Below are 21106 nucleotides of genomic sequence, written 5' to 3' on the forward strand. Positions count from 1 at the left end.
GGGAGAAATTCATGGCAACAGTAGCAGGCCGCATCGCAGTGACTTCCATGGCGCTGGCCATATCGAGTGCCTTATCGGACGCTTTCGCCGCAGACCAGGCCGCGCCGCAGGACGACGTCCAGCAAGTCGTCGTGACGGCGCAAAAACGCGCGCAGACGATGGTCGACGTGCCGCAGTCGATGTCGGTGGTGGGCGGCGACACGCTCGACAAGCACCAGGCCACCGGCTTTGCCGATTACCTGAAACTCGTGCCCAGCCTGCAACTGGTGCAAAGCACGCCCGGCGAAGGCCGGCTGGTGCTGCGCGGGCTGGACACGGGCGGCGTAGCGTCCACCGTGGCGGTCTACCTCGACGAAACGCCGTTCGGTTCGAGCAGTGGCCTGGCCAATGGCGCGATCCTGGCGGGCGACTTCGACACGTTCGACCTGGCCCGCATCGAGGTATTGCGGGGGCCGCAGGGCGCACTGTACGGCGCCAGCTCGCTCGGGGGCCTGGTCAAGTTCGTGACCAATGCGCCGGAGCTGGACCGCTTCGCCATGCGCGCGCGGCTGGGCGCGGCGACGGTCGACGGCGGCAAGGTGGCGTACCGCTCGAACCTGGTGGTCAACACGCCGCTCAGCGACACGGTGGCGCTGCGCATGTCCGGCTCGTACCAGAAGGAGCCGGGCTTCATCGATTCGATCGGCACCGCCGGCTCGGACATCGAACGCAATATCAACGGCGCCCGCAACTACGGGGGCCGCGCGTCGCTCCTGTACAAGCCGAGTACCACATTCGACCTGCGCCTGAGCGCCGTGGCGCAGAACATCGCCACCGATGCACCCGGCACCGTGGAGAGCGACCCGGACACGCTCGAGACGCTGTATGGCCGCCCGACGCAGTCACAGTTCGTACCGCACAGGCGCGACATCCACTACCGCGTGTTCAATGGCACCGCCAACTGGAACCTGGGCGCAGCCAGCCTGACCTCGTCGACCAGCTACAGCACGCAAAAGCAGTTCGCGCGTGAAGACGTCAGCTTCAACCTGAGTGAGCTGGTCGAAGGTGTGTTCGGCGTACCCAATGAGCTCTATCTGGGCCAGGAAACCGAACTGAAAAAATTCACGCAGGAGCTGCGCCTGAGTTCAAACGCCGGCAAGCGGTTCGACTGGCTGGCCGGCCTGTACTACACCGACGAACAAGGCGCGATCGCGCAGCGCTACCACGCCGTCGTGCCAGGCTCGATGACGCCGGCCAGCGGCCTGCCGCTGCTGGCCGACATCCGCCTGCGCTCGAACTACCGCGAGGTGGCGGCGTTTGCCAACACGACCATTCACCTCACGCCCGTGTACGACCTCGATGTCGGCGGGCGCTATAGCCACAACAAGCAGGACGCCCGCCAGACCGGCGACGGCGCGCTGGCCGGCGGCCCGGCCGACGACAGCGCCGATTCGTCCGAAGGGGTGTTTACCTATGCCGTGGCGCTCAAGCGCAAGTTCAGTGAACGCAGCGCCGTGTATGCGCGCGCGGCCAAGGGTTTCCGCCCGGGCGGGCCGAACGTGCTGCCGCCCAATCCCGGACCGGGCACGCCCGCCACCTATGATTCGGACAGCGTGATGAGCTACGAAGCCGGCCTCAAGACCCAGACAGTGGACGGCATGTGGTCCCTCGACCTGTCGGCCTTCCACATCAAATGGAAGGACATCCAGCTGCTGGCGGTGGTCAACGGGTTCGGCGTGAACACCAACGGCGCCGGCGCCACCGCGGACGGCGTCGAGATCAGCGCGGGCTTCCGGCCGATGCGTGGCTTGCGCCTGTCGGCCAACGGCGCCTGGAACAAGGCGCGCCTCGACGGTGCGACCGATCCGCTGGTGGGCGGCTTCAAGGGCGACCGCCTGCCCTTTTCGCCGAAGTACACGGCCGCGCTGCTGGCCGACTATCGCTGGACGATCGGCGACACCACGCCCGCCTACGCCGGCGTCTCGGTGCGCCGCATCGCGGGGCAGTTCGCGTCGTTCGACTTCGACTACCGCACGGCCAATGGCCGCCAGCGCGAGATCCCGTCGTACAACGTGTTCGATGCCCACGCTGGCGTCGAACTGGGCACCTGGACGGTTGAACTGTACGGCAAGAACCTGGGCAACAGCGACGGCAGGACGTCCACCGCATCGTTGCTGGCCAACGGCGGCTTCGTCCATCCGAATGGCGCGCTCGGCACCGGCGTGATCGCGCCGCGCACGCTCGGCTTCACGCTGACGAAGGAGTATTGATGGTGCCCGCACCGAACGACACACGCGCCGTCGGCCGCTGCCTGCTGTTTCTCGGCGACGTGACCGAATCCGGTTTCGCCAAGACCGCCTTTGGCCTGCGCGACTGGGCCGGTGAGCGCTGCGTGGGCGAGCTACGCCTGCCAGGTGCCACGGTGACCACCGGCCTGCCCAGCCTCAGCGCCAGGCAAGCCGCGGCGCAGGGTGCGACTGCCATCGTCATCGGCGTGGCAGCGCCAGGCGGCACGATCCCCGCGAGCTGGGTGCCGGCGCTGGCCGAGGCGCTGGCGGCAGGCCTGGACATCGTCTCGGGCATGCACGTGCGCCTCGACCAGTTCGCCGTGCTGAAGGAGGCTGCGGCGCGCCACGGCCGGCGCCTGATCGACGTGCGCACGCCGCCTGCCGACATCCCCATCGCCAGCGGGCGGCCACGCGCGGGCCGGCGCATCCTCACGGTCGGCACCGACTGCGCACTGGGCAAGAAATACACCGCGCTCGCCCTGGGTCGCGGCCTCGCCGCGCGCGGCCTGGACGTGACCTTTCGCGCCACCGGCCAGACCGGCATCATGATCGCCGGCAGCGGCATGCCGATCGACGCCGTGGTGTCGGACTTCGTGGCCGGCGCGGCCGAGATCCTCAGCCCAGCGGCGGCCCCCGCGCACATCGATGTGATCGAGGGCCAGGGCTCGCTGTTTCATCCCGCGTTTGCCGGTGTCTCGCTCGGCCTGCTGCATGGCAGCCAGCCCGACATGTTCGTGGTCTGCCACGACCCGGCGCGCAGCCACCAGCTCGGGTATCCGGGTTCGCCATTGCCATCGGTCGAGACCGTGATCGAGCAGACGATCGTGCTCGGACGCGTGACCAATCCGGCGATCCGCTGCATCGGCGTCGCGCTCAATACCGGCGGCATGGACGCCGCCGCCGCGCAGGCTGCCATCGACGCACATGCCCGCCGTTTGCCGTACCCTGTTGCCGACCCGATGCGTGGCGGCGCCGATTTCGAGCGCCTGCTCGATGCTTGCCTGGAGATGCCATGAACTGCCCTCGTCTTGTTCGCTCCATCCTGCTGGCGCTCGCGTGCGCTCCTGCGCTGGCGGCGCCGCCGGCCGGCTTCGAAGCCCGCGTCGAGACGCTGCGCCAGCGTGTGGGCACGCCGGGCCTGGCCATTGCCATCGTCGAAGACGGCAAGACGACGCTGGCGCGCGGCTTCGGCGTGCGTCAGCTCGGCGCGCCGGCACCCGTTGACGGCGACACGCTGTTCCCGATCGGCTCGACCACCAAGGCGATGACGGCGGCCGCACTGGCCACGCTGGTCGATGCCGGCAAGATCACGTGGGACGACAAGGTGACCGACCACCTGCCCGCCTTCCAGATGTACGACCCGTGGGTCACGCGCGAACTCACGATCCGCGACCTGCTGACGCACCGCGCCGGCCTGGGCTACGGCGCGGGCGACCTGCTGTTCGTGCCGCGCACGAACCTGTCGCGCGCCGAGACCGTGCGCCGCGTGCGCTACCTGAAACCGGCCACCAGCTTTCGCAGCACTTACGCGTATTCGAACCTGATGTATGTCGTGGCGGGCCAGCTGATCGAGCAGGTGAGCGGCCAGCCGTGGGAGGCCTATGCGCGCGAGCACGTGCTGCGCCCGAGCGGCATGCGGCTGTCCACCACCGACAACGTCGACAACTTCGCCACCGCCAACCGCGCCTTTCCGCACGCGCGGATGGATGGCGGGCTGCGTGGCGCGGGCACCCAGGTGCGCCTGGACGAGCGCGACGACCTGGGCCGCAACGCAGCGCCCGCCGGCGGCGTGGCCAGCAGCGCCAACGACCTGGCGGCGTGGCTGCACACGCAGCTGGCCGGCGGCGTCGCGCCGGGTGGCAAGCGTGTCTTCAGCAAGGCCACGCACGCGCAGATGTGGGCACCATCGATGACCGTGCCAATCGACGAGATGCCGCCGGAACTGAAACTCATTGAATCGACGTTCGCCAACTATGGCCTGGGCTGGGACCTGGTGGACTACCGCGGCGCGCGCATGGTCTGGCATGGCGGCGCGGTGCTGGGCTTTGGCACGGCCGTCGTGATGCTGCCCGAGCAGAAGGTGGGCTTTGCGATTGCGATCAACAGCGAAGACGGTGAGCTGGTGCGGGGCCTGATGTACGAGCTGGCCGACCATTACCTGGCCAAGCCGAAGGCCGACTGGCCGGCCGCGTTCGAAGCCTACAAGGCAAAGAAGATCGCGGAAGGCGTCGCGCTGTTCAAAAGCAGCGCTGCCAAACCGGTGCGTTCAACGCCACTGGTGGCGCCAGCGGCGTTGGCGGGAACGTATGCCGACCCGTGGTATGGCAAGATCACCATCGCGGCAGCGAAGAATGGTTTGCGGGTCGACTTCGGCTCGACGCCGCGCATGGCGGGCCCGCTCGTGCACTGGCAATACGATACCTGGATCGCGCGCTTCGACGACGAGACCATTGAGCCTGCGTACCTGAGCTTTGCATTCGACCAGGACGGCAAGGTCGAACGCATCAGCCTCAAGCCCGTCTCGCCCATTGCCGATTTCAGCTGGGATTACGCGGACCTGAATTTCACCCCGATCAAGGCGCCCGAATGAACAAGAACATGACGTCCGTGGCACTGGCCTGCGCACTGCTGGCCGGCTGCGCCACGCCGGCGCCGGCGCCGACGCCGAACCCCGTGGATCCGACACACCGCAAGCTGCTGACGCTCGACGCACACCTCGACACGCCCGTGCATTTCGGCCGCGCCGGCTGGGACTTCGGCGTCCGTCACGATCCGACCACCGAGATCGCGCAACTCGACCTGCCCCGCATGGCCGACGGCAGCCTCGATGGCGGGTTCTTCGTGATCTACACCGAGCAGGGACCGCTGACGGCGGACGGCTTTGCCGCCGCGCGCCGTCACGCGCTGGCACGCTCCGCGCTGATCGATACCACGCTCGCGCGCCATGCGGACCGCATCGGCGTGGCCACCAGCGCGCACGACGCGCGCCGCCTCGATGCGGCCGGCAAGCTGGTGGCATTCAAGAGCATCGAGAACAGCTATCCGCTCGGCGAGAGCGTGACTGCGCTGGCGCAATTCCAGGGCCAGGGCGTGCGCCTGGTGGGCGTGGTGCATAGTCTGAACAACCAGTTTGCCGACTCGTCGACCGACATGCCGCGCTGGAACGGCCTGAGTCCACTGGGGCGCGACTGGGTGGCCGAGATGAACCGGCTCGGGATGATGATCGACGCGAGCCATGCGTCCGACGCTGTCGTCGATCAGTTACTGGACCTGTCGCGCGCTCCGCTGCTGCTGTCGCACACGAGTTCGCGCACGAGCTTCGACCATCCGCGCAACCTGGACGATGCGCGCATCCGCCGCATCGCCGCGGCCGGCGGCGCGGTCTGCGCGTCGACCATCTACCTGGGCGACATGCGCATGAGTCCGCGACGGGGCGAACTGTTCGACCAGATCGACCACATCGGCGCCATGACCCCGGCGCAGCAGACGGCGCTGGGCAAGGAGTGGCTGGCGCTCGAAGCGGCCACGCCGATGTGGAGCACGAGCTTCGACCAATACATGGCCTCGCTGAAGCACCTGATCGACGTTGCCGGCATCGATCACGTGTGCATGGGTGCGGACTTCGACGGGGGCGGCGGTTTCCCGGGGCTGGCCGATGTGTCGCTACTACCGCGCATCACAGCGCGGCTCAAGGGGGGCGGCATGTCGGACGAAGATCTCGGCAAGCTGTGGAGCGGCAATCTGCTGCGTGTACTGGACGCGGCGGCCAAGGCGGCGCAGTGAACAGATCGCCCTGCCATAGCCCCGCGTTATGGCCGGCCCATCCGTCGGCATTGGTGCGCCGACAAGTCAGATATGCAATCGCTATCAGGTGATGCCAAGCACGTATCAAATTGTTTCGCACAAGCAACAATTATCGTTATTGCCGGATTTTTTTATGTCCAATCAGTGTGGCTGCGTTTACGCTTGCCGCTGTGCACCTGCGTTCCCGGCACGATGCACGCCCCGGCTTCACCAGGTTGCCGGGTCATCACTTGCTACCTGAACGGATACTATGAAAATCAACGATCTTAAAATAGGCGTCCGCCTTGGCGGCGCTTTCGCCGCCGTGCTCGCCCTGATGGTCCTGATGCTGGGCGTCGCCTTCTGGCAGCTCGAACGGATCGCCGACGCCAAGCAGACCATGGCGCAAACGTCCCACCGCGCCAAGCTTGCCAAGGAATGGAGCCAGGGCACCGTCACCAACAGCGTCAGCACTGTTGCCAAGTATAAAAGTGTCGATCCGGTCGACGAGAAGTACCACGACGCGCAGATGAAAGTCATCAGCGACAGGGCCGGCAAGCTGCAGAAAGAGCTCGAATCGCTGGTCCAGAGCGCACAGGGCAAGGCGCTGCTGGCAGAAATCGCGACCGAACGCGCCAAGTATTCGGTGATGCGCAACGAGGGCTTCAAGATGAAGAGCGCGCTTGGCGCCGACAGCGCCGAGGTCAAGGCGTTCTTCGAAACCAAGGTCATCCCTGAAATGCGCATTTACGTCGCGACCATTGAAAAACTCGCGACCTACCAGGAACAATTGTTCACCAATGCCGACACCAGCATCGACGCCATCGTCGTGTCGGCAACGCGGATCCTCATCGGCCTGGGCATCGCGGCGCTGGCGATCGGTGCGGCCTGCGGCTGGCTGCTCACGCGCAGCATCACGCGTCCGCTGGCGCATGCAGTGGGCCTGGCGCGCCAGGTGGCCTCGGGCGACCTGACGGCGGATATCCGCGCCGAATCGCGCGACGAAGTGGGCGACCTGGTGCTGGCGCTCAAGACCATGAACGACAACCTGCTCAAGACCGTGACTGAAGTGCGCGCCGGCACCGAGACCATCGTCACCGCATCGCAGCAGATCGCCTCGGGCAATCTCGACCTGTCGTCGCGCACCGAGCAGCAAGCCAGCTCGCTTGAAGAGACGGCGTCGTCGATGGAAGAACTGACCAGCACCGTGCGCCAGAACGCCGACAATGCACGCCAGGCCAATGTGCTGGCCAAGAACGCCTCGCAGATCGCGGCGCATGGCGGTGAAGTCGTGTCGCAGGTGGTGGCCACGATGGCCTCGATCAACGCATCGTCGAAGAAGATCGGCGACATCATCGCCGTCATCGATGGTATCGCGTTCCAGACCAATATCCTGGCCCTGAATGCAGCGGTCGAAGCGGCGCGCGCCGGTGAGCAGGGCCGCGGCTTTGCCGTGGTGGCGAGCGAAGTGCGCAACCTCGCGCAGCGCTCGGCCGCGGCGGCCAAGGAAATCCGCGGCCTGATCAGCGACTCGGTCACGAAGGTCGAGGCCGGTGGTCGTCTGGTGGACGAAGCCGGCGTGACGATGCAGGAAATCGTCCAGGGCATCGGGCGCGTGACCGACATCATGGCGGACATCACGTCAGCCAGCGCCGAGCAGTCGACAGGTATCGAGCAGGTCAACGAAGCGATCACGCAGATGGATGGCGTGACGCAGCAGAATGCGGCGCTGGTGGAAGAAGCGGCAGCGGCGGCCGCATCCCTGCAGGAACAGGCGACGACGCTGGCGCAATTGGTCAGCGTGTTCAATGTCGGTCATGGTGCGCCGGCTGGCGCGCGCCACGCTGCGCCGCCGGCAGTGGCCGGGCGTTCACTGGCTGTACGCCGCGCCGCGCCATCGCGCGCGGATGTGGAGCGGATCGAGGACGAAGAAGACGCCATCGCCTGATGCTGTCTGCCACAACGGGCCGCCCTGGCCCGTTGTGGTACCTGAAATAAGCAACTTTACAACGTTATTATGCGCGTTACCTGCCCAAGGTAATGTTCACATATTATTTCGTTTACTCCCAGCAACACATCCAACGAATTTTTCATTCCAGCTGTCAATACGACTCGATCCGGGATTATTCTGCAACAGGGGTTGCATGTAAGTACGCTTGTCTTCAGGCCCCCACGATCGTCACCCCTATTGTCAGGAATGGAATAGAAATGAACATCAAGGACCTCAAGATTGGCACCCGCTTGGGTGCGACGCTCGCCATTATCGTGGGCCTCATGGCCCTCATGGCAGGCAACGCACTATGGCAACTCTTCCAGATTTCAAATGCGAAGACAGAGATGTCCGAGGCCTCTGAAAAATTCATGCTGGCCACGGAATGGCGCCAGGGTGTGGCGGTCAACCGCGTCAGCACCATCGCCCGCTTCAAGAGCACCTCACCCGATGACGAGACCTACCACGAGAAGGAAATGAAGGCGGTCAGCGCCAATGTGAGCAAGGTACAGGACGAGCTGGAATCGCTGATAAAAAGTGACGAAGGCAAGGCCCTGATTGCCGCCGTGGCAACCCGCCGCACCGCCTACATCGACGCGCGCAACGCGGCTTACAAGCTCAAGCGGGAACTGGGACCCGAGAATCCACAGGTCCAGGCGCATTTTGAAAAAAAAGTGATGCCGGAGATGCTCGCCTACACCGAGAGCGTCAATAAAGTCGCGGACTTCCAGCAGATGCTGTTCAAGAATGCCAATGATCATATCGAGGTTCTCGACAAGGCTGCACGGCGCTCGCTGATCGTATTGGCGGCGGTCGCGCTGGTCGTCAGTATCGTGCTCGGGATGATGCTGGCGCGCAGCATTACAACGCCACTCAAACGTGCCGTGAGCCTGGCGCGTCAGGTTGCCGCCGGCGACCTGACCACAGAAATCCGCACCGAGTCCCGTGATGAGGTCGGTGACCTGCTGGACGCCCTCAAGACAATGAGTGCGAGCCTGCACAAGACCGTGACCGAAGTGCGCGCTGGTACGGAAACCATCGTCACCGCATCGCGCCAGATCGCGTCGGGCAATATGGACCTGTCGTCGCGCACCGAGCAGCAGGCCAGCTCGCTGGAAGAAACGGCGTCGTCGATGGAAGAAATCACCAGCACCGTGCGCCAGAACGCCGACAATGCGCGTCAGGCCAATGTGCTGGCCAAGAACGCGTCGCAGATCGCGCTGCATGGCGGCGACGTGGTGTCGCAGGTGGTGTCCACGATGGCGTCGATCAACGCGTCGTCGAAGAAGATCGGCGACATCATCGCCGTCATCGACGGCATTGCATTCCAGACGAATATCCTGGCGCTGAATGCCGCAGTGGAAGCGGCGCGCGCCGGTGAACAGGGTCGCGGCTTTGCGGTCGTGGCCAGCGAGGTGCGCAACCTTGCGCAGCGCTCGGCCGCTGCGGCGAAGGAAATCCGGGGCCTGATCAGCGACTCGGTCGCGAAGGTCGATGCCGGTGGCCGCCTGGTCGGAGAAGCAGGCACGACGATGCAGGAAATCGTGCAGGGCATCGGGCGCGTGACCGATATCATGGCCGAGATTGCGTCGGCCAGTGCCGAGCAAACGACCGGCATCGAGCAGGTCAACGAAGCCATCACGCAGATGGACGGCGTGACGCAGCAGAATGCGGGGCTGGTCGAGGAAGCGGCAGCTGCTGCGGCGGCGCTGCAGGAGCAGGCGACATCGCTGGCAGAGCTGGTCAGCGTGTTCAATCTGGGACACGGCGATGCGCGCCGCGTTGGCGCCAGCCGCTCACTGGCGCTGCGTGCGCCGGCGCCGGTACGCGCTGGTGCCAGGATGATCAAGGAACATGAAGGCGCCATCGCCTGATGGTGTCTGCCGCGGCAAGCCGCCCTGGCTTGCTGCGGCGATTGTGCGTGGCATTCCCGTGCCTGGCGGTGATCGAGCTATGTATTTTTCGACAACGGCAGCGCCTGCATTGCACCCGAAAGCATAATACTCACACATTGTTTCGTTTACTTACAGCAACAATTCTATCCATTTTTTCCTCCTTCCGGTTCTACGACAAGCACTGAGCCTATCCTGTGACACGGTTACCGCGTATTTACAAAGCGTAGCCAGGATCGTGTCTCCTATTGTCAGGAATGGAATAAAAATGAAAATCAACGATCTCAAGATTTCAACGCGTCTGGGTATTACATTAGCCATCATTGTGAGCCTCATGATCACGATGGCAGGAAATGCAAGCTGGCAACTCGCCCGTATTAAGGATGCCAAAGTCGCCATGGCGGAAGCCTCGCACAAATACATGCTGGCGAAGGACTGGAGCCAGGGCGTTGCGGTCAACCGGGTCAGCACTATTGCCCGCTTCAGGAGCCCTTCTGCCGAAGATGAGAAGTACCACGAGCAGGAAATGAAAGCGGTCAGCGCCAACGTGAGCAAGGTGCAGGAAGAACTGGAATCGCTCGTGAACAGTGCCGAAGGCAAGACACTGATTTCCACCGTCGCAACGCACCGCGCCGCATATCTCGCGGCACGCAACACCGCTTTCAAGTTAAAGCATGAACTGGGTCAGGACAATCCACAGTCCCAGGCGCATTTCGAACAAAAGGTGATGCCGGCCATGCGCGCCTATCTCGACAGCGTATTGAAAGTCGCTGCCTACCAGCAGAGCCTGTTCAAGGCAGCAAATGATCGCATCGATTTGCTTGACAAGTCGGCGCAACGCTTCCTGATTGGACTGGCCCTGGTTGCACTGGTCGTCAGTACCGTGCTGGGCTTTTTGCTGGCGCGAAGCATCACTATTCCGCTCGTTCGCGCCGTGGGGCTGGCGCGCCGGGTTGCGTCCGGCGACCTGACGGCCGATATCCGTGTTGATTCACGCGATGAAATCGGCGACCTGCTGGACGCACTCCGGACGATGAACGGGAGCCTGCACAAGACCGTCACCGAAGTGCGCGCCGGTACTGAAAACATCGTCACCGCATCGCGCCAGATCGCATCCGGCAATATGGACCTGTCTTCCCGTACCGAACAGCAGGCCAGCTCGCTGGAAGAAACCGCGTCCTCGATGGAAGAGCTCACCAGCACCGTGCGCCAGAACGCCGACAATGCGCGCCAGGCCAATGTCTTGGCCAAGAACGCCTCCCAGATCGCCGCGCATGGCGGCGAGGTGGTGTCGCAGGTGGTGTCCACGATGGCGTCGATCAACGCGTCATCAAAGAAGATCGGCGACATCATCGCCGTCATCGACGGCATCGCGTTCCAGACCAATATTCTGGCCCTGAATGCCGCAGTCGAAGCGGCGCGTGCTGGCGAACAGGGTCGTGGCTTTGCGGTGGTGGCAAGCGAAGTGCGCAACCTCGCGCAGCGCTCGGCCGCTGCAGCGAAAGAAATCCGGGGCCTGATCAGCGACTCGGTCACGAAGGTCGAGGCCGGTGGGCACCTGGTGGACGAAGCCGGCGTGACGATGCAGGAAATCGTGCAGGGCATCGGGCGCGTGACCGACATCATGGCCGACATCGCGTCGGCCAGTGCCGAGCAGACCACTGGCATCGAACAGGTCAACGAAGCCATTATGCAGATGGATGGCGTCACGCAGCAGAATGCGGCGCTGGTCGAAGAGGCAGCAGCGGCGGCGGCGGCGTTGCAGGAGCAGGCGACAGCGCTGGCGCAACTGGTCAGCGTGTTCAATGTGGGCCACGGCGAAGCGCCGCGCGCTGGTGGTAGCCGCTCGTTGGTCGTGCGCGCGCCGGCGCCGGCACGCGCAGGTACATGGCAAGCCACGCCAGTCAGGCTGGCAGATGAAGCGCTCGCCTGACAGGCTGCGCGCCTGCCCTGCGGGCGCACGCGTGATGCGGGTTGCCTAGAGTCGCAACCCCGCATCGACCGGCTTCGCACCACGCTGCCTGCCATTGGCCGACAGCCGCGCCTCGATCAATTCGAGCATGCCCTGCGCGGCATGCGATAACGCCCGGTCCTTGCGCTGGACGATCAGGATCGGGCGCACCACGGCCGCCGCATCGAGCGGAATGGCGATCAGGTCCAGGCTGCGGAACTGGAACAGCGTCAGCTCCGGCACCAGGCTCACCCCGAGCCCCTGCCCGATCAAACCCGCCACCGTGGCAAGGTGCTCGACCTCAAGACCGGAATGGCGCACATCCAGACCGCGCGTCAGTTGGTCGACATGCTGGCGCACGCTGGTCGACGGTGCAAGATGAATCAGCTCGCAGCCCACCAGGTCGGGCATCCGGATCTTGCGCTTGCGCGCGAGCGGATGATCGCGCCGGCAGACGAAGAAAAACGGATCGCTGCACAGCGTGCGGGTTGAAAATTCAGCCAGGTTCGCACCGGGCGCCGTCAGCGCCAGATCGACCCTGCCCTGGCGCAGCAGGTGCAGGCATTGGTCCGACAGCGCATCGAACAGCTGCACCGTGATGCCGGGATAGCTGGCCTTGTAGTGCGCGATGACCTCGGGTATGCCGTTGGCCGCCAGCGATGGCAGCACGGCCAGCGCCACCCTGCCCTTGCGCCGCGCGATGAAGTCGCCCATGTCGGTGAAGGCTGCGTCGAGGTCGGCCAGCAAGGCGCGCGCCACTTCCACGAACAGTTCGCCTTCGGTGGTCAGGGTGACGTTGCGCGTGTCGCGCTGGACCAGCTTGGCGCCGACGGTCGCCTCGAGCTTCTGGATCACGGCGCTGAACGCCGACTGCGACAGGTGACAGCGCTCGGCCGCCTGGGTGAAATGCCGGTACTGCTCCAGCGCCAGGAACGCCTGCAACTGCTTGGTGGAGATATTCAGAAGCATCGCGCCTGCCACTTATCGAAAAAGCCGCACAATCAATCGGAAAAATCCATTTTACAACAAAAAGCAAGGCCCCCCAGAATGGGCTCAAGTGCTGCATCGATCAGCACATACAATAAACTGGAGACTTTCATGCTGGCCTTCCTCGGCTTTCTTACTATTTTCGCCCTGCTATTCGTTATCCTTGGCAGGAAGATGTCTGCCCTTGTCGCGCTGATTGCGATCCCGGTGCTCACTGCGCTCATTGGCGGCTTCGGCGCCGAGATTGGCACCTACATCACCAATGGCATCAAGGCCATCGCGCCGATCGCCGGCATGCTGGTATTTGCCATCCTGTTCTTCGGCGTGCTGACCGACGCCGGCATGCTCGATCCGATCGTCAACCGCATCCTGAAGATCGTCGGCAACCACCCGGCCCGCATCACCCTCGGCACCGCCGTGCTGGCGGCGATCGTCCACCTCGACGGTTCCGGCGCCGTGACCTTTCTGGTCGTGGTGCCTGCGATGCTGCCGCTGTACATCAAGCTCAAGATGGACAAGCGCATCCTGGCCTGCGTCGTCGCCATGTCGGCCGGCGTGGCCAATGCGCTGCCGTGGGGCGGCCCGACCCTGCGCGCATCGGCGGCGCTGCATCTGCCGATGTCCGAACTCTACCTGCCGATGGTGCCGGTGCAGATCGCCGGTATGCTGTTCGTCTTTGGCTGCGCCTGGATGATGGGCGTGCGCGAACAGCGGCGCCTGGGCCTGACCGGCGCCATGCTGGCCAGTGCGGGCTCTGGCTCCGGTGCCCCCGACTATCACGTGCAGGAAATCGACGAAGCCCAGCTGAAGTTGCGCCGGCCGGGCCGCTTCATCCCCAACGTGCTGCTCGTGATCGTCGTCCTGGGCACGATGATCTCCAACGTGCTCGATCCGGTGGCCTGCTTCATGTTCGGCACCGTGCTGGCCCTGTTGATCAACTACCCGGACGTCGCCGAACAGCGTAACCGCGTCGATGCGCATGCCAAGGCGGCCCTCATGATGGCGAGCATCCTGTTCGCAGCTGGCGTCTTCACCGGCATCATGAAGGGTACCGGCATGCTCACCGCCATGGCCCAGCTGCTCGCTGCCAGCATCCCGGCCAGCCTGGCCAGCCACCTGCCGTTCGTCACCGGCCTGGTGTCGATGCCACTGAGCCTGATCTTCGATCCGGATTCGTTCTACTTCGGCGTGCTGCCCGTACTGGCCGAAGCCGGCACGGCGCTCGGCGTGCCGCCGGTGCAGCTGGCCCAGGCCGCGCTGATGGGCCAGATGACCACCGGCTTCCCGGTCAGTCCCCTGACGCCGGCCACGTTCCTGCTGGTCGGACTGGTCGGCATCGACCTCGGGGAACACCAGCGCTTCACGATTCCCTACCTGTTCGCCACCACGGTATTCATGACCTGCGTCGCCGCGCTGATCGGGCTGTTCCCGTTCTGACACACCCATTGACCCTTTCGAAAGACTGCACCATGAAAACCCTACGCATCGGCTGCGGCGCCGGCTATTCGGGCGACCGCATCGAACCGGCGCTCGAACTGGCCGAGCATGGCCACCTCGATTACCTCGTGTTCGAATGCCTGGCCGAACGCACCATCGCCCTGGCCCAGCAAGCCCGGATGAAGGATCCGGCGCTCGGTTACGACCCGCTGCTCGAAGCGCGCATGCTGGCCGTGCTGAAGCCCTGCGCCGACAGGGGCATCAGGATCATCACGAACATGGGCGCGGCCAACCCGCTCGCGGCGGCCGCCAAAACCAGGCAGATCGCCGTATCGCTCGGCCTTGGCCACCTGAAGATTGCTGCCATCACGGGCGACGACGTCCTCGAACAGCTGCGCCAGGGCGACTACCTCGACGACACCGGCGAACCGGTGGCAGCATTGGGCAGCCGGCTGCTGTCGGCCAACGCTTACCTGGGCGCGCAGCCGCTGGTCGACGCACTGGCGCAAGGCGCCGACATCGTCATCACCGGCCGTATTGCCGACCCGGCGCTGGTGCTCGCGCCAGCCATCCACGCCTTCGGCTGGGCGATGGACGACTGGCAGCGCCTGGGCCAGGGCACGCTGGCCGGGCACCTGCTCGAATGCGCCGGCCAGGTGTGCGGCGGCTACTTCGCCGACCCCGGCGTCAAGGACGTACCAAGCCTGGCGCGACTGGGTTTCCCGCTCGCCGTGATCGGCGAGGACGGCAGCGTCGAGATCACCAAGGTGGCCGGTTCGGGCGGCTACGTGACCCGCGCCACCTGCACCGAACAGCTGCTGTACGAAATCCACGACCCGGCTGCGTACCAGACGCCGGACGTCGTGGCCGATTTCTCGGCGGTGACGATGACCGAGCGCGCACCGGACCGCATCAGCCTGCACGGCGCCAGCGGCCATGCATGCAGCGGCATGCTGAAAGTATCGATCGGCTACATCGACAGCTACATCGGCGAAGGCCAGATCTCGTACGCCGGACCCGGCGCACTGGCGCGCGCGCGCCTGGCGCAGGCAATCGTCGCCGAACGGTTCGCACTGACGGGCGTCGAGCTGACCGAAGTACGCTATGACCTGATCGGCGTGAATGCGCTGCATGGCGACCGTGACGGGCCGGTTGAGGCCGAACCGCGCGAGGTGCGGCTGCGCGTCATCGGCCGCACCGACAGCCTGCAGCAAGCGATCCGCATCGGCAACGAAGTTGAAACCCTGTACACCTGCGGGCCGGCGGGCGGTGGCGGCGCCACCCGATCGGCGCGCGAAGTGATCGCGATCCGCTCCACGCTGCTGCCTGCCGCGCAGGTCAGCCCAGTGATCCATTTCGAGGAAACCTGACATGAAACTACGCGACATCGCGCATTCGCGCGCCGGCGACAAGGGCGACATTTCCAACCTGTCCCTGATCGCGTTTCACGCGGCCGATTACGCGCTGCTCGAACAGCACGTCACTGCCGAACGGGTACGCCTGCATTTCGCCGGCATCGTCCATGGCGAGGTAACCCGCTACCTGCTGCCGCAACTGGGTGCCATGAACTTCGTCATGCAGCAGGCGCTGGGCGGCGGCGTGACGCGCTCGCTGGCCCTGGACGCCCATGGCAAATCGCTCAGCTCGATGCTGCTCGATATGGAACTGTAACCGGCAAGAAGACCGGCGCTCGACCCACCTACAACAATAGCAGGAGACAAGCATGACAAAACTGACGGCGATTTCGATCGCCATGCTCGCTGTCGCCGGTATCGGCGCCAGCAACGCGTCGCTGGCGCAAACGAATCTGACGGTGTATGGCGTTGCCGACGCCGGCATCGTCAACGAGCGCGGCGGCGCTGCAGGCAACGTTACCAAGGTCAGCAGCGGCGTGGCATCCGCGTCCCGCCTGGGCTTTCGCGGCTCGGAAGATCTTGGTGCAGGCGTGTCGGCACTGTTTGTGCTCGAGGCAGGCATATCGATCGACACCGGTGCGCTGGCCTCATCGAGCCAGGCTTTCAACCGCCAATCCTTCGTGGGCCTGAAAAGCAAGGAAGTCGGCAGCCTCACCATCGGCCGCCAGTACACGCTGACCTACAACGCTCTCGGCCAGGTGGGCGATCCCTTCGGCAGCGGCTTGTCGGGTAGCGCGAAAAACCTGTTCCCGGTGGCAGGCGCCAATCTGCGCGCGAACAATGCGATCATCTATACGACGCCCGTGAAGAACGGCTTCACTGCGGAAGTGCTGTATGCACCAGGCGAAATCAGCGGCAGCAGCAAAGCCGGGCGCCAGTACAACGTCGGCATCAGCTATGCCAAAGGCCCAATCAACGCCCGGCTGGCGCACAACCACCGCAACAACGACAGCGCCAGCGTCAGGGGCCTGGACAACGGCCGCAACACGCTGTTCGTCGCGAATGTCGATTTCAAGGTAATCAAGGTGTTCTTTGCCTACAGCACCGACGAAGGCCTGAACAGCGCACCGCTGAACAACGCCACGCCTTTGCCGTATGGCGAGGTATTTACCCCCAGCCTGAAAGGCGACGACACGCTGATCGGCGCCACCATCCCCGTGGGTCCGGCCGGCACGCTCATGACGTCGTATATTCGCAAGAACGACAAGACCGCGCTGAACCAGGACGCCGCGCAGTATGCGGTCGGGTATGTCCACATGCTGTCCAAGCGGACCAGTGCCTATACGTCGTACGGCATGATCGACAACCGGAATGGGGCTGGTTATACGGTGGGTAACAATGCCGAGGCGGGTTCGGGCGACCGGGCTTTCAATATCGGGTTGCGGCATACGTTTTGAGCGTGCCGGTCACCGAAAGGTCACGCGATTACGCGCTCAAACAGGCCCGGGCTGTTGCGATCGTGCTGCTGACGTGAGGTCCTCTACCTGGCGCACTTGACCGCGAAATCGACATGGTAATGCTCGTCGTGCCGAACCCAGGGCCTGGTCTTCATGAACGGCAGCGATTTGATGTTCTGGCCTGCAGGTGTGGCAAGTACCTTCGGAATGTACTCTGGCGCCAGAATGACACGCGCAATACCGAATCCATGGCGCCGTGCTTCCAGATCCAGCTGCGCCAGATGCGCGGCAATGGCGGCGAAGTCGATGCGCAAGTCGCCAAGCTGGCCTGCACTATCGAATTCCAGATCGTACCCGTAGTGGTTTTGCGCCTTCCGCGGCAACTGCGCTGGCCGGCCATCCTGGCCGCGTACCGGCACCATGAAGTCCACCGATGTCCCGTTCTCGTGCGTGCGATGGGGCGGCATCGGCCCGCCGGTGCGCAGGCCGGTCTCGCCATAGACGTACTGCACGTCCGGCGTGCTGCGAGACAACGTGGAATATGCGCCCAGCACGACGTCACGGACCTGTGCATGAACGTAGGTGCGGCCAAGCTTGAGACCGAGTTCCGAGTAGGCCCCGAAGTTGGCGCCCGCAAGCGGCAGGGCCACCGCGCCCTCGATGCGCCCCGCCCCGCTATTACCAAAGCAGGTGCTGGCCAGCGCGGGTGCGCACAGGACTGTGGCGGCCAGCATCGCGCCTACGGAAAACGGGCGCATCATGCGGCCAGCCAGCGCGCCGGCCCACGCGGCAAACTTGCGCGGCTGGCAGGATCGGCCAAAAACAGCGCCAATACCTTCTCGTACAACGCCAGGCTGTCGCGGTAGCGCTGCTGCCGCATCGCCTCGGGCCGGCGCAAGTGCTTGAGCACGAAGTAATCCGCCAGCAAATCGCCCTGCGCTTCCATATTGAAGTCCTCCAGCGTCGAATCTTCGGTCAGCGTGTAGCCATAGGATAGCCCGATCCGGAACGCGCCGCGCAGGCGCACCGGATACCCGAGCTGATGCTGCCAGACGTGCACCATCTCGTGCATGAACCAGTGGATCGCGGGCGGATCGCCGCGTGCATAGTCGGGGAGAAAACAGGAGTGGTGAAAATACATGCTGCCGTTGGGCGTCATGCAGCAGTTCCGTGGCTGGAACGGCATGTAGCGGCGGTTATGGATCCGCACGCGGGTGACATCGATGGCGTCGCCGAACAGCAGCGATGCCAATCTGATTTCACCTTCGCTCAAGGGGCGAAAGTACGAGCGCACGATGTGTCGCCCGCCGCCGGTCAGCTGGCGCGCAGCGCTGCGGCGGCCTTTGCCAGCGCGGTGATGTGGGCCCAGTCGCCGGCCTCGATCGCGTCCTTTGGCGTGAGCCACGAACCACCGACGCAGGCGACGTTCTTGCAGGCCAGGAAGGCCGGTGCGGTCTCGATCGTGATGCCGCCGGTCGGGCAGAACGTCATGTCCGACAGCGGGCCGCGGATTGCATTGAGCATGCCCACGCCGCCTGCCTGCATGGCCGGGAACAGCTTGACCTGGCGGAAGCCCGCTTCGCGCGCGGCCATCACTTCGGATGGCGTCATCACGCCCGGCAGCAGCGGCAGGCCGCTCGACTTGGCGGCGGCGATCAGCGCTGGCGTCAGGCCCGGCGAGACGCCGAACACGGCGCCGGCGTCGCGCGAAGCGACGAATTCTTCGGGCGACGTCAGGGTGCCGACGCCGACGATGGCGCCTTCGACTTCGCTCATGGCGCGGATCGCGCCCAGGCCGTGCTCAGTGCGCAGCGTGACTTCGAGCACGCGGATGCCGCCGGCGACCAGCGCCTTCGCCAGTGGCACGGCATGCGCTGGATCGTCGATGGCGATGACAGGGATCACGCTCGCCGAGCGCATAATTTCAAGTAAGGTCATTTCTGCGTCCTAAAGAGAAAGTCTTCGTCTGAACCCGGCACGACCTCATTGGCGTCCAGGCCTTCGTGCAGCGGCACGATGGTGGGGATCGGCGACGGCAGCGGGAACGTCGCCGCGCCCTGCTCCGCGGCGCTGATCGAGGCGCGGAACATCGTAAACAGTTCGCGGCCCATGCCGATGTGACTTTTGGTCAGGTCGGTCGTGGCCTGCTTGCGCGCGGCCCATTCTTCGGCCGGCACCAGCGCCTGCAGCGTGCCGGTGGTGGCGTCGACGCGGATGATGTCGCCGTCGCGCACGAGGCCCAGCGGGCCGCCGGCCAGGATTTCAGGCGACACGTGGATCGCGGCCGGCACCTTGCCCGATGCGCCCGACATGCGGCCGTCGGTGACCATCGCCACCTTGAAGCCGGCATCCTGCAGGTTCGACAGGGCTGGCGTCAGGGCGTGCAGTTCCGGCATGCCGTTGGCGCGCGGGCCCTGGAAGCGCACCACCGCCACGAAATCGCGATTGAGCTGGCCGGCCTTGTAGGCGCCCATGAAGTCTTCCTGCGAATCGAACGTGATTGCTGGTGCTTCGATCACGTGGTAGTCGTGCTTGACGGCCGAGATCTTCATCACGGCGCGGCCCAGGTTACCCTGCACCAGCACCATGCCGCCGTTGGGGCTGAACGGGTTCGATGCCGGGCGCAGCACGGTTTCGTCGCCGCTCTGCAGTGGCGTGTCGCGCCAGATGGTCTTGCCATCTTCGCCCAGGAACGGCTCCTTGCAGTGGGCGCGCAGGCCGTGGCCCAGCACCGTGTTGACGTCTTCGTGCGCCAGGCCAGCATCCAGCAGTTCGCGGATGATGAAGCCCGGGCCGCCGGCGGCCTGGAAGTGGTTCACGTCCGCTTCGCCGTTCGGGTAGATGCGGGTGAGCAGCGGCACGACCTTCGACAGCTGGTCGAAGTCGTCCCAGTCGATCACGATGCCGGCTGCGCGCGCGATCGCCACGAGGTGCAGCGTGTGGTTGGTCGAGCCACCCGTCGCGTGCAGCGCGGCGATGGCGTTGACGATGCATTTCTCGTCGACGATGCGGCCGATCGGCATATAGGTGCCGCCCTGCTGCGAGATCGCCACTGCCTGGCGCGCTGCACTTTTGGTCAGCGCATCGCGCAGTTCGGTGCCCGGCGTGATGAACGCTGCGCCCGGCAGGTGCAGGCCCATGACTTCCATCAGCATCTGGTTGCTGTTGGCGGTGCCGTAGAAGGTACAGGTGCCGGCGTCGTGGTACGACGCGGCTTCGCATTCCATCAGTTCTTCGCGCGTGGCCTTGCCCTGCGCGTAGAGCTGGCGCACGCGCGCTTTTTCTTTGTTCGACAGGCCCGACGTCATCGGGCCGCCCGGCACGAAGATGCCCGGAATGTGGCCGAAGTGGAGCGCACCGATCAGGAGGCCCGGTACGATCTTGTCGCAGATGCCCAGGTACAGGCTGGCGTCGAACATATTGTGCGACAGGCCGACGGCGGTGGCCATGGCGATGGTGTCGCGCGAGAACAGCGACAGTTCCATGCCCGGCTGGCCCTGCGTGACGCCATCGCACATGGCGGGCACGCCGCCGGCAAACTGGGCCACGGCGCCGATCTCGCGCACGGCGTCCTTGATGATCTTTGGATAGCCCTCGAACGGCTGGTGCGCCGACAGCATGTCGTTGTAGGAAGAAACGATGGCCACCGATGGCTGCTTGACTTCACGCAGCTTCAGTTTGTCGTTGGCCGGGAACGCGGCGAACCCGTGGGCGAGGTTCGTGCACGACAGCGCGCCGCGCTGCACGCCCTGGATGCGGGCGGCCTCGAGGTGCGCCAGATAGGCTGCGCGCGACGGGCCGCTGCGCTTGATGATGCGGTTGGTAACCTGTTCGACTACGGGGTGGAGCGCCATGTTCGTTCCTTCCTGAATTTAGTATCTGAAATTTTACTACAATTTGGGTCGCTGCGCTCTTCCGCGACTCCCGATGCTGTATGGATGAGCGTCAAGGCGCGTGCCGAAAAGCGCCGGTCGTTGGTATCCTTGC

16 protein-coding genes are annotated in these 21106 nt (G+C 64.8%); 11 read left to right on the plus strand and 5 right to left on the minus strand.

What is annotated here, in order from left to right; all coding sequences use genetic code 11:
* The first annotated feature begins 11 nt into the window (after positions 1–11).
* From HD842_RS15595 to HD842_RS15625, 7 genes are all read left to right on the plus strand, one after another.
* The gene (locus HD842_RS15595; RefSeq protein ID WP_183555642.1) at positions 12–2249 is read left to right on the plus strand and encodes a TonB-dependent receptor; all 2238 of its coding nucleotides are present in this window, start codon (positions 12–14) and stop codon (positions 2247–2249) included.
* Positions 2249–3283, plus strand: coding sequence for a DUF1611 domain-containing protein (locus HD842_RS15600; protein WP_183555643.1), 1035 nt, complete (start codon positions 2249–2251; stop codon positions 3281–3283). Before HD842_RS15595 ends, HD842_RS15600 begins: the two co-directional genes overlap by 1 nt.
* Complete coding sequence (locus HD842_RS15605) at positions 3280–4857, plus strand: serine hydrolase (protein ID WP_183555644.1); 1578 nt, start codon at positions 3280–3282, stop codon at positions 4855–4857. The genes HD842_RS15600 and HD842_RS15605 overlap by 4 nt, the downstream gene beginning before the upstream one ends.
* Positions 4854–6050: a dipeptidase gene (locus tag HD842_RS15610; RefSeq protein WP_183555645.1), complete on the plus strand. Its 1197-nt coding sequence runs from the start codon at positions 4854–4856 to the stop codon at positions 6048–6050. The genes HD842_RS15605 and HD842_RS15610 overlap by 4 nt, the downstream gene beginning before the upstream one ends.
* 271 nt (positions 6051–6321) lie before the next feature.
* The gene (locus tag HD842_RS24300) at positions 6322–7998 is read left to right on the plus strand and encodes a methyl-accepting chemotaxis protein (protein ID WP_183555646.1); all 1677 of its coding nucleotides are present in this window, start codon (positions 6322–6324) and stop codon (positions 7996–7998) included.
* A 260-nt stretch (positions 7999–8258) separates the two neighbouring features.
* On the plus strand, positions 8259–9914 hold the full coding sequence (locus HD842_RS15620; RefSeq protein ID WP_183555647.1) for a methyl-accepting chemotaxis protein: 1656 nt from the start codon (positions 8259–8261) through the stop codon (positions 9912–9914).
* 286 nt (positions 9915–10200) lie between these two features.
* On the plus strand, positions 10201–11865 hold the full coding sequence (locus HD842_RS15625) for a methyl-accepting chemotaxis protein (protein ID WP_183555648.1): 1665 nt from the start codon (positions 10201–10203) through the stop codon (positions 11863–11865).
* 45 nt (positions 11866–11910) lie between these two features.
* On the opposite strand, the gene HD842_RS15630 is transcribed toward HD842_RS15625, so the two are convergent.
* Entirely contained in the window at positions 11911–12852 is a 942-nt protein-coding gene (locus tag HD842_RS15630) for a LysR family transcriptional regulator (protein ID WP_183555649.1), read from the minus strand.
* Between the two features lie 129 nt (positions 12853–12981).
* On the opposite strand from HD842_RS15630, the gene HD842_RS15635 reads away from it, so the two are divergent.
* Genes HD842_RS15635 through HD842_RS15650 form a run of 4 tightly spaced genes read left to right on the plus strand, consistent with a single transcriptional unit; the run spans position 12982 to position 17119 of the window.
* A complete protein-coding gene (locus HD842_RS15635) occupies positions 12982–14307 on the plus strand; it encodes a CitMHS family transporter (RefSeq protein WP_183555650.1) in 1326 nt (441 codons plus the stop codon).
* Between the two features lie 32 nt (positions 14308–14339).
* Complete coding sequence (locus HD842_RS15640; protein ID WP_183555651.1) at positions 14340–15677, plus strand: acyclic terpene utilization AtuA family protein; 1338 nt, start codon at positions 14340–14342, stop codon at positions 15675–15677.
* A 1-nt stretch (position 15678) separates the two neighbouring features.
* Positions 15679–15978: an AtuA-related protein gene (locus HD842_RS15645; RefSeq protein ID WP_183555652.1), complete on the plus strand. Its 300-nt coding sequence runs from the start codon at positions 15679–15681 to the stop codon at positions 15976–15978.
* Positions 15979–16030: 52 nt separating this feature from the next.
* The gene (locus tag HD842_RS15650) at positions 16031–17119 is read left to right on the plus strand and encodes a porin (protein WP_183555653.1); all 1089 of its coding nucleotides are present in this window, start codon (positions 16031–16033) and stop codon (positions 17117–17119) included.
* An 83-nt stretch (positions 17120–17202) separates the two neighbouring features.
* Here HD842_RS15650 and HD842_RS15655 read toward each other — a convergent pair whose 3' ends face one another.
* The 4 genes from HD842_RS15655 to edd form a co-directional block, all read right to left on the minus strand.
* A complete protein-coding gene (locus HD842_RS15655) occupies positions 17203–17877 on the minus strand; it encodes a penicillin-insensitive murein endopeptidase (protein WP_229424784.1) in 675 nt (224 codons plus the stop codon).
* Positions 17877–18371: a Rhs element Vgr protein gene (locus tag HD842_RS15660; protein ID WP_183555655.1), complete on the minus strand. Its 495-nt coding sequence runs from the start codon at positions 18369–18371 to the stop codon at positions 17877–17879. The genes HD842_RS15655 and HD842_RS15660 overlap by 1 nt, the downstream gene beginning before the upstream one ends.
* Before the next feature lie 62 nt (positions 18372–18433).
* Entirely contained in the window at positions 18434–19057 is a 624-nt protein-coding gene (gene eda / locus HD842_RS15665; RefSeq protein WP_183555656.1) for a bifunctional 4-hydroxy-2-oxoglutarate aldolase/2-dehydro-3-deoxy-phosphogluconate aldolase, read from the minus strand.
* On the minus strand, positions 19054–20973 hold the full coding sequence (edd, locus tag HD842_RS15670; RefSeq protein ID WP_183555657.1) for a phosphogluconate dehydratase: 1920 nt from the start codon (positions 20971–20973) through the stop codon (positions 19054–19056). Before edd ends, eda begins: the two co-directional genes overlap by 4 nt.
* Positions 20974–21106: the final 133 nt, after the last annotated feature.

It is taken from the genome of Massilia aurea, assembly GCF_014200505.1.
Classification (GTDB): domain Bacteria; phylum Pseudomonadota; class Gammaproteobacteria; order Burkholderiales; family Burkholderiaceae_D; genus Telluria; species Telluria aurea_B.